This window comes from Diplocloster modestus (assembly GCF_019042245.1).
In the GTDB taxonomy this organism is placed as follows: domain Bacteria; phylum Bacillota; class Clostridia; order Lachnospirales; family Lachnospiraceae; genus Diplocloster; species Diplocloster modestus.
The window spans coordinates 183,993-191,163 of the sequence record NZ_JAHQCX010000006.1 but is presented as its reverse complement, the minus strand read 5'-3'; the positions used below and the strand labels follow the sequence as shown (position 1 = coordinate 191,163).

The following is a 7,171-nucleotide window of genomic DNA, read 5'->3' as shown; positions in this document are numbered from 1 at the left end:
TAGCGTACATAAAGAGGGGACAGGCCCCTTCCGCCATAAGTATCTTACTGGCCAACCCTTCTGACGGAATGTGCCAGTCCCCTCTCAGCAAAAAAGTGTAACCGGATCGCAAATATTTACGCCTTATGACAAAATCTTACCATCCACAGCAGGAAAGCGGCGTGATAAGATGGTACCATCATAGATTTCAAACAACGGCCGGCAAAAGGATTGAAAAGTTATGAGGAAACAACACAACTAAAAGAATCAGCCGTAAAGGCTATTATGGAGGATGAATGATGAAGAAGAAATTAGTCGGGAGCTTAGTGGCGGTTGCGATGATCATTGGTCTTGTTGGCGGATGCGGTTCTTCCGGCAGTCCGGCGGCGGCAGACAGCGGTGCCGGGGAAGGCGCAAAGACAGAGCAGAGCAAGGATAATGAGGCGGCGGACAAAGGCGGTGAAACGTCAGTGAAACTGGCGGGCGAGGAAGACGGCGGAGAAAAAAGAGGATACCGGTTTACCTGGGTGAATCCCATCGTGGGCCTGGAGTACTGGTCCATCGCGGAAGAAGGCATGGCGGCAGCGGACGAGAAGTATGGCACGGACACTCAGACTGTGGGACCGACGGAAATCAATATAGATGAACAGATCAAACAGATTGATGCGGCTGTAGCGGCCAAAGTAGACGGAATCATCACGATGGCATTAGATCCGGAGGCATTTAAGCCGGCGATTGACCGGGCGGTGGACGCCGGTATCCCGGTAGTGTGTATCGATACAGACGCGCCGGACTCCAAACGGCAGTACTATGCAGGAACATCGAATTTTGACGCGGGAATGGAAGCGGGGAATAAGATGGCGGAGTTGACAGGCGGAAAAGCCAAGATCGGGATCCTGATGGGAGGAATTAATGCAGCGAACATGGTGGCCCGTGTGGAAGGGTTCAAAGAAGCGATCAAGGAATTCCCGGATATGGAAGTAATCGTGACGGAAGATTCCAATGCGGATCTGCTTACGGGCACCCAGAAAGCGCAGGCCATGATGCAGACCTATCCGGAAATGAATGCTGTGTTCGGAACAAGCTCCACCGATGCGCAGGCTGCGGGTAAAGTGGCGGAAGAGATGGGCGTAGTTGAGGATTATTGCATCATCGGATTTGATGATATGGAAGACACGCTGCAATATATCCGGGATGGAGTGGTAGACGCGACTACGGTACAGAAGCCGTATGAAATGGGTTATCTGGGTGTGGAACTGCTGGTACAGACCATTGAAGGAAACGGACCGGCAGAGCAGATCATAGACACCGGAGTTACCATCGTTACAAAGGAAAATGTAGATAATTATAAATAGTCTGTAACTGAGACAGGGTGGCGGAATACGGGAGCGCCGCAGGGTTCCTGAATTTCCCGCCCTGTTTTTGCTATTCAGGTGTGGCTTAGAAGGAGCGTACAAGTATATGAGAGAAAACAGTATGGTAAAAAAAGTATTTTCCAGTAAGGAAGTAGGGATATTAATTCCCTGGATTTTGATTTGCGTGATTACCAGCATTGCGAACCCGGCGTTTATCAGCTTTAACAATGTGATCAATCTGCTGCGGTCCGTTTCCATCACCCTGATTGGTTCCATCGGGGTTACGTTTGTGCTGATCAGCGGGCAGCTGGATTTGTCCGTGGGATCGATCATGGGGCTGGCAGGTCTGGTGACCGGTATGTTTCTGGATAAATATCAGGCGCCGGTGTGGCTTGCGATCCTGGCAGGCCTTTTTGCCGCCGCCTTGGTGGGGCTTTTTAACAGTGTGATCATTACAAAATTTAAAATTCCCGCTCTGATCGTGACACTGGGATCTATGTATATAGGCAGGGGGATAATCAATGTTATCTCCAAGGGAGTGCCCTTCGGCAGTTTCCCGGAGAACTTTAAACAATTGGGCCAGGGAACTTTCCTGGGTGTTCCATATTCGGTGTATATCGCCTTCCTCATTATGGCGGTCGGCGCGTTCGCGTTGAAATATACGGTGTATGGGAGAAGTACCATGGCCATTGGCGGAAACATGGAGACGGCCCGTGTATCCGGGATTCACATCGGCAGGATTGTAACCCTCACCTATGTGATCTCGGCAGTATGCGCGGGTATCGCAGGTATTCTTACCGCGTCCCGGTTATCCTCAGCCCAGGCTAACGCGGGGACCGGCTGGGAGATGACTATCGTATCGGCGGTGGTTATCGGCGGAACCAGTATGTACGGTGGTTCCGGATCGATCGTGGGGACCCTGATCGGCGTTGCCATTATGGAGACGCTGACAGTAGCCATGACCATGCTGCGAGTGGACGCCTACTGGCAGAAGGTGGTGGTGGGAGCCATTATTATTATAGCGGTTGGGATCGATACATACAGGAGAAGCAAGGCAGCGTCGGATAAGGGGTGATGGAAAATGGAAAAACAGATTATTATGCAGATGAAGCATATCACCAAACGGTTTCCCGGAGTTTTAGCTCTGGATGATGTAAACTTTGAGGCATATGCAGGGGAGATTCTGGCGCTGTGCGGAGAGAACGGGGCCGGAAAATCTACTCTGATGAAAATATTGAGCGGATCTTATCCCCGGTCCGCCTACGAGGGGAAGATCCTGATCGAGGGGAAGGAATGCAGGTTTACAGATACGGAGAAATCCGAACGGGCCGGAATCGCCATGATTTATCAGGAGATCAGTATGCATCTGGACGAGACAGTGGCGGAAAATATTTTTATGGGAAGATGGAAGAAGAAAAAAGGGATAATCGACTGGAAATGGATGAATCAGGAGGCACAGGAGTATATCGCGATGGTTGGCTTACGAGCCAGGCCTCAGGAACTGCTGCGAAATTTAAGTACCAGCCAGCAGCAGCTGGTGGCCATCGCCAGAGCGTTGACGAAAAATCCCAGAATCTTGGTGCTGGATGAGCCCACTTCTCCTCTTACGATACAGGAATCGGATAAGTTGTTTTCCATCCTGCACCGGTTAAAGAAGAAAGGGATCGCATGTATCCTGATCACACATAAGCTGGGAGAGGTATTTGCCAATGCCGACAGAGTTGTGGTTATGAGGGACGGACGGACTATTTCCGCCAGTAGGATGGAAGAGACTTCGGAAGATAAGATTGTCTCAGAGATGGTGGGACGAAAGATGGAGTCCTACTATCCCAAAGAAACCGCGCCAATCAAAGAAGTTGTGATGGAAGTAAAGAATGTCACAGTGGCGCATCCTTACGCAGCAAATAAAAATATCGTGGAGGATGTCTCCTTCTCCCTTCGAAAAGGAGAGATCCTGGGAATCGGAGGCCTGGTGGGAGCAGGACGCAGCGAGCTGGTCGACGCGGTCTTCGGCAAAATCAGAAAAAACAGCGGAGAGTTATTTGTGGATGGCAGGAAAGTGACGATTAAGAGTCCGGCAGATGCGATCCGTGCGGGGATCGCGCTGGTGACCGAGGACAGAAAGACCGACGGGATCGTAGGAGGCTTAAGTATCCGCCACAATATTGCGCTGGCATCTTTAAGAGAGCTGTCCGGATATGGTATTATGAAAGGAAAAAAAGAGAAGGCAAAAGTGGAGGAATTATTTTCCCGGATGGGAATCAAAGCGCCGGGGACAGAGGTACTGTTGCAGCAATTGTCCGGCGGAAATCAGCAGAAGGTAGTATTGTGCAAATGGCTGATGCGCAAGCCAAAGATTCTGATTTTGGATGAGCCGACCAGGGGAATCGACGTAGGGGCCAAAGCCGAGATTTATAAAATCATGGTATCTCTGGCCAAAGAAGGAATCGCTATAATAATGATATCATCGGAACTTCCGGAGCTGATCTCCATGTCTGACCGGGTTCTGGTATTGGCCGAGGGAAAACTGGCCGGAGAACTTGCCCGGGAGGAATGTACCCAGGAGAAGATTATGATGTATGCGACCAACATTGGGAATCAATAACAGATAAAAATAAAGTCCGAAAAACCGGTAGAAAGGCATGGGATATCAAATGGGGCATAAGAGGCAGTATTATATATCGATTCGAAAGCGGATTATCGTTCTGGTACTTGCGGTATTTACCGGGATACTGCTTCTTATGCTGGTGCAGGATAGCTACCGGCAGAAGATAGACAGTGAAAAGGACAAGCTGATCACCTTGAGCAATCTGTTTAATGATATCAGCCTGGAAACAGACAATTGCGGTAACCTGATCTACAAATTAGTCAATGGCAAGCTGGCCCAGCAGAAAAATTTTGATTATGAACAGTACGGGTTCATACAGGAAAAAATGCAGTATGCTTCGGAGCAGCTGGCGGACATGATGAATATGGAAAACTACAACCGGAGTACCATTGACTTAAAATACATGATTTCCACATATTTGCAATACGCCTCCGATACCATCACAGCGGCAAAAACCGATCGTTATGATGAGATCAACAGCATCTATAAAAAAAGTGAGCAGACCAGGGAATTTATCCGGGAACAACTGAACGTGGTTTACCGGGATATTCAGCAGAATCATAGGGTCAGCATGGAGGAATTAGAAAAATACAGGCGTTACATCATCTATATCAACGTGTTTACGACGATCAGCGTGGGGGTGTTTGCCTGGATCCTGTTCTGGATACTGGACCGCATGATTACCCGCCCCATCAATATCCTGTCTGAACAGATGAAGGGATTTTCCCTGACGGACGGGAAGCCTGAGGCTACCATAACTTTTAAAGAACCGGAAAATGAAATCGATTATCTGAATAACACATTAAGCGAAATGCAGGAAAGGATCTGTAATCAATATAATATAACCGTGGAGAATGCGGAACTGGAGAAAAAGCTGCGGGCGGAAAAGCTACGGGTGATTGAAAATGAGAAGCGGGTCAAAGAAGCGAAGTTTAAGAGCCTTCAGGCCAGGATCAATCCCCATTTTCTGTTTAATTCCATTAATCTGATTTCCAAGATGGCTTATATGGAGCAGGCCCGCCAGACCTCGGAGATGATGGAGGCGTTGGGAGAATACTTGAGGTACAATCTGGATCATTTTGATAAAATCGTGACGCTGGAAAAGGAGATTGAAAATATAGGGGATTATATCGCGATACAAAAGATCAGGTTTGGAAACAGAATATCATTTTCCGTAGACTCAGATGAACGGATCCGTGATGCGCGAATTCCATGTCTGGTGTTACAGCCGCTGATAGAAAATTCTATCATACACGGGGTCGGAATGTACACAAAAGATGGGATTGTTCAGGTCCGGGTGGGCCTGGAAGGGGAAAACAAGGTTATGGTCAGCGTGTTTGATAATGGCCTTGGCATGGAACCTGAAAAGCTCCGGGAGATTCGAAACAGGGCTGCCCGTCTGGAACCTGGTGAGGAAGACGGCTCTATCGGCCTGTCCAATGTGTTTGGCAGGTTGAGGCTGTTTTTTAACAATGAAGTGATCATACAGGTGGATTCAAAAAAGGGACGTTTTACCAGGATCGGGATCTGTTTCCCGATCCTAAAATCACGGGAGGGGGAGGATGGCGATGTACCGCATGCTGATCGCGGATGATGAGGAAATCGAAAGAAAAGCGCTGAAGATGATGCTGGAAGACGGCGTGCCGGAGTTAAAAGTCACAGCCGAGGCGGAAAATGGGATTACTCTGTTAAAACTTTTGAAAGAGCAGACGTTTGATATCCTGATCGTGGATATCGAGATGCCCGGACTAAGCGGTCTCGAAGCGCTGCAACTGGCCCTGGACGACCTGGGAAACACGAAGATTATTCTATACACAGCCTATAGTCAGTTTGATTACGCCCAGGTAGCTGTCCGCTGCCATGCCTATGATTATGTTCTGAAGCCGGCCAGACGGGAAAAGATGATCACTCTGATCGAAAAGTGTATCCGGGATCTGGAAAATGAGCGCAGCCATTCTATGAACAGCCAGCAATTAAAAGATGTTATTAAGAAAATCAGGCCTATGTTATCGGAGGAGATCATGGCCTATCTATGTGAGGGGGTGGGCGATCGTGAGAAGGTTCTGATGTATCTGCAGACATTGGGAATTATGGAGGAAGGCGGCTGTATTGTTACCTTCGCGGTTCAGACGGCTCCCCAGGACGCGGGTCAGCCGCAGGAGACTCTGCTGCAGATGGCAGGACTGCGCAAGGCTTTACATGATCTGCGGGAAGAAACGGTAAATATCATGGACAAGGTTGTAATTAGGATACGCAGAAATGAGATAATCTGCTTTATTCCTATGCGCGATATTAAGAATGAATATCAGAACCGGATCCGGATCATTGACCGGATTAATGTGATTCTGCACAAGGCGGAACGGAATGGAAATGTGACACTGTCGGCGGGGATCGGCTGTTTTTATGAGAAAGCGGATCAGATGCCTGTTTCTTACAAAGAGAGTATCAGCGCGCTGCACAGTGCGAAGTCCAGGCTTCCCATCTGCCATTATAAAGACCTATTTTCGGGAAACCCAAATGCGGCCCTGCAGGTCAAGACGATGGAAAAGGAAAAGAAACAGCTGCTGGAAGCGGTAAAAAACGGGGGACGGGAAGAACTGGGCAGAGCTATTGATTTGATCTTTTCACGGTATAAGGATGTGGAGAGGAGCCTGCTGAATGACCGGATCATCGAAATGCTGATGGACAGCCTGCAGGAGTTAGCCGATTATTTTCCGGAAGGAATTAACAGCAAATACAATATCAGCCAGCTGTGTACGGAATGCATCGAATGCCGTCATGTGCTGGAGCTGAAGAAGTGGTGTACGTCTGTGATGACAGGGCTCATGGAAGAGCTTCACAAAGACCGGGGAATGGAGGGCAATGACATCATAGACCGGGCTATGAAATATATGGACGATAACTATATGAAGGATTTGTCTTTGGAGGACGTGGCTGAGGTGTGTGATGTCAGCATCTATTATCTGAGCCGTCTATTTAAGGAAAAGACCAATGAGAACTATTCGACTTATTTGACCAGGATACGCATGGAAGCGGCCAAGAAATTGGTAGTAAAATATAATTATTCCATAAAAGTCCTGGCAGAAAAGCTGGGGTTTCACAATCCGGGATATTTCTGTAAGGTATTTAAAAATTATACAGGCTGTACGGTCAGTGAATGGAAGAGCAAATCTATGACCGGAAAGGGATGAAATGCCTGCCAGGTTTTTACGTATTGTATTGACAGGTT

The 7,171-nt window shown here is 48.3% G+C and carries 5 protein-coding genes; all 5 read left to right on the top strand.

Annotated features, from left to right (window positions below; genetic code table 11):
* The first annotated feature begins 278 nt into the window (after positions 1–278).
* Positions 279–1,334 (top strand): sugar-binding protein, encoded by a 1,056-nt coding sequence (locus tag KTH90_RS11180; RefSeq protein ID WP_238726807.1) that lies wholly within the window; start codon positions 279–281, stop codon positions 1,332–1,334.
* A gap of 106 nt (positions 1,335–1,440) precedes the next feature.
* Positions 1,441–2,409: an ABC transporter permease gene (locus KTH90_RS11175; protein ID WP_158352486.1), complete on the top strand. Its 969-nt coding sequence runs from the start codon at positions 1,441–1,443 to the stop codon at positions 2,407–2,409.
* A gap of 6 nt (positions 2,410–2,415) precedes the next feature.
* Positions 2,416–3,939 carry a sugar ABC transporter ATP-binding protein gene (locus KTH90_RS11170; RefSeq protein ID WP_238726806.1) on the top strand — a complete coding sequence of 508 codons (1,524 nt, stop codon included), beginning with the start codon at positions 2,416–2,418 and terminating at the stop codon, positions 3,937–3,939.
* A gap of 37 nt (positions 3,940–3,976) precedes the next feature.
* On the top strand, positions 3,977–5,536 hold the full coding sequence (locus KTH90_RS11165) for a sensor histidine kinase (protein WP_238726805.1): 1,560 nt from the start codon (positions 3,977–3,979) through the stop codon (positions 5,534–5,536).
* A complete protein-coding gene (locus KTH90_RS11160; protein ID WP_238726804.1) occupies positions 5,505–7,133 on the top strand; it encodes a response regulator in 1,629 nt (542 codons plus the stop codon). The genes KTH90_RS11165 and KTH90_RS11160 overlap by 32 nt, the downstream gene beginning before the upstream one ends.
* The last annotated feature ends 38 nt before the right edge of the window (positions 7,134–7,171 follow it).

Coding starts and splice junctions, on each gene's coding strand:
- KTH90_RS11180 (WP_238726807.1), top strand. CDS start 279: ATGAAGAAGAAATTAGTCGGGAGCTTAGTGGCGGTTGCGATGATCATT.
- KTH90_RS11175 (WP_158352486.1), top strand. CDS start 1,441: ATGAGAGAAAACAGTATGGTAAAAAAAGTATTTTCCAGTAAGGAAGTA.
- KTH90_RS11170 (WP_238726806.1), top strand. CDS start 2,416: ATGGAAAAACAGATTATTATGCAGATGAAGCATATCACCAAACGGTTT.
- KTH90_RS11165 (WP_238726805.1), top strand. CDS start 3,977: ATGGGATATCAAATGGGGCATAAGAGGCAGTATTATATATCGATTCGA.
- KTH90_RS11160 (WP_238726804.1), top strand. CDS start 5,505: ATGGCGATGTACCGCATGCTGATCGCGGATGATGAGGAAATCGAAAGA.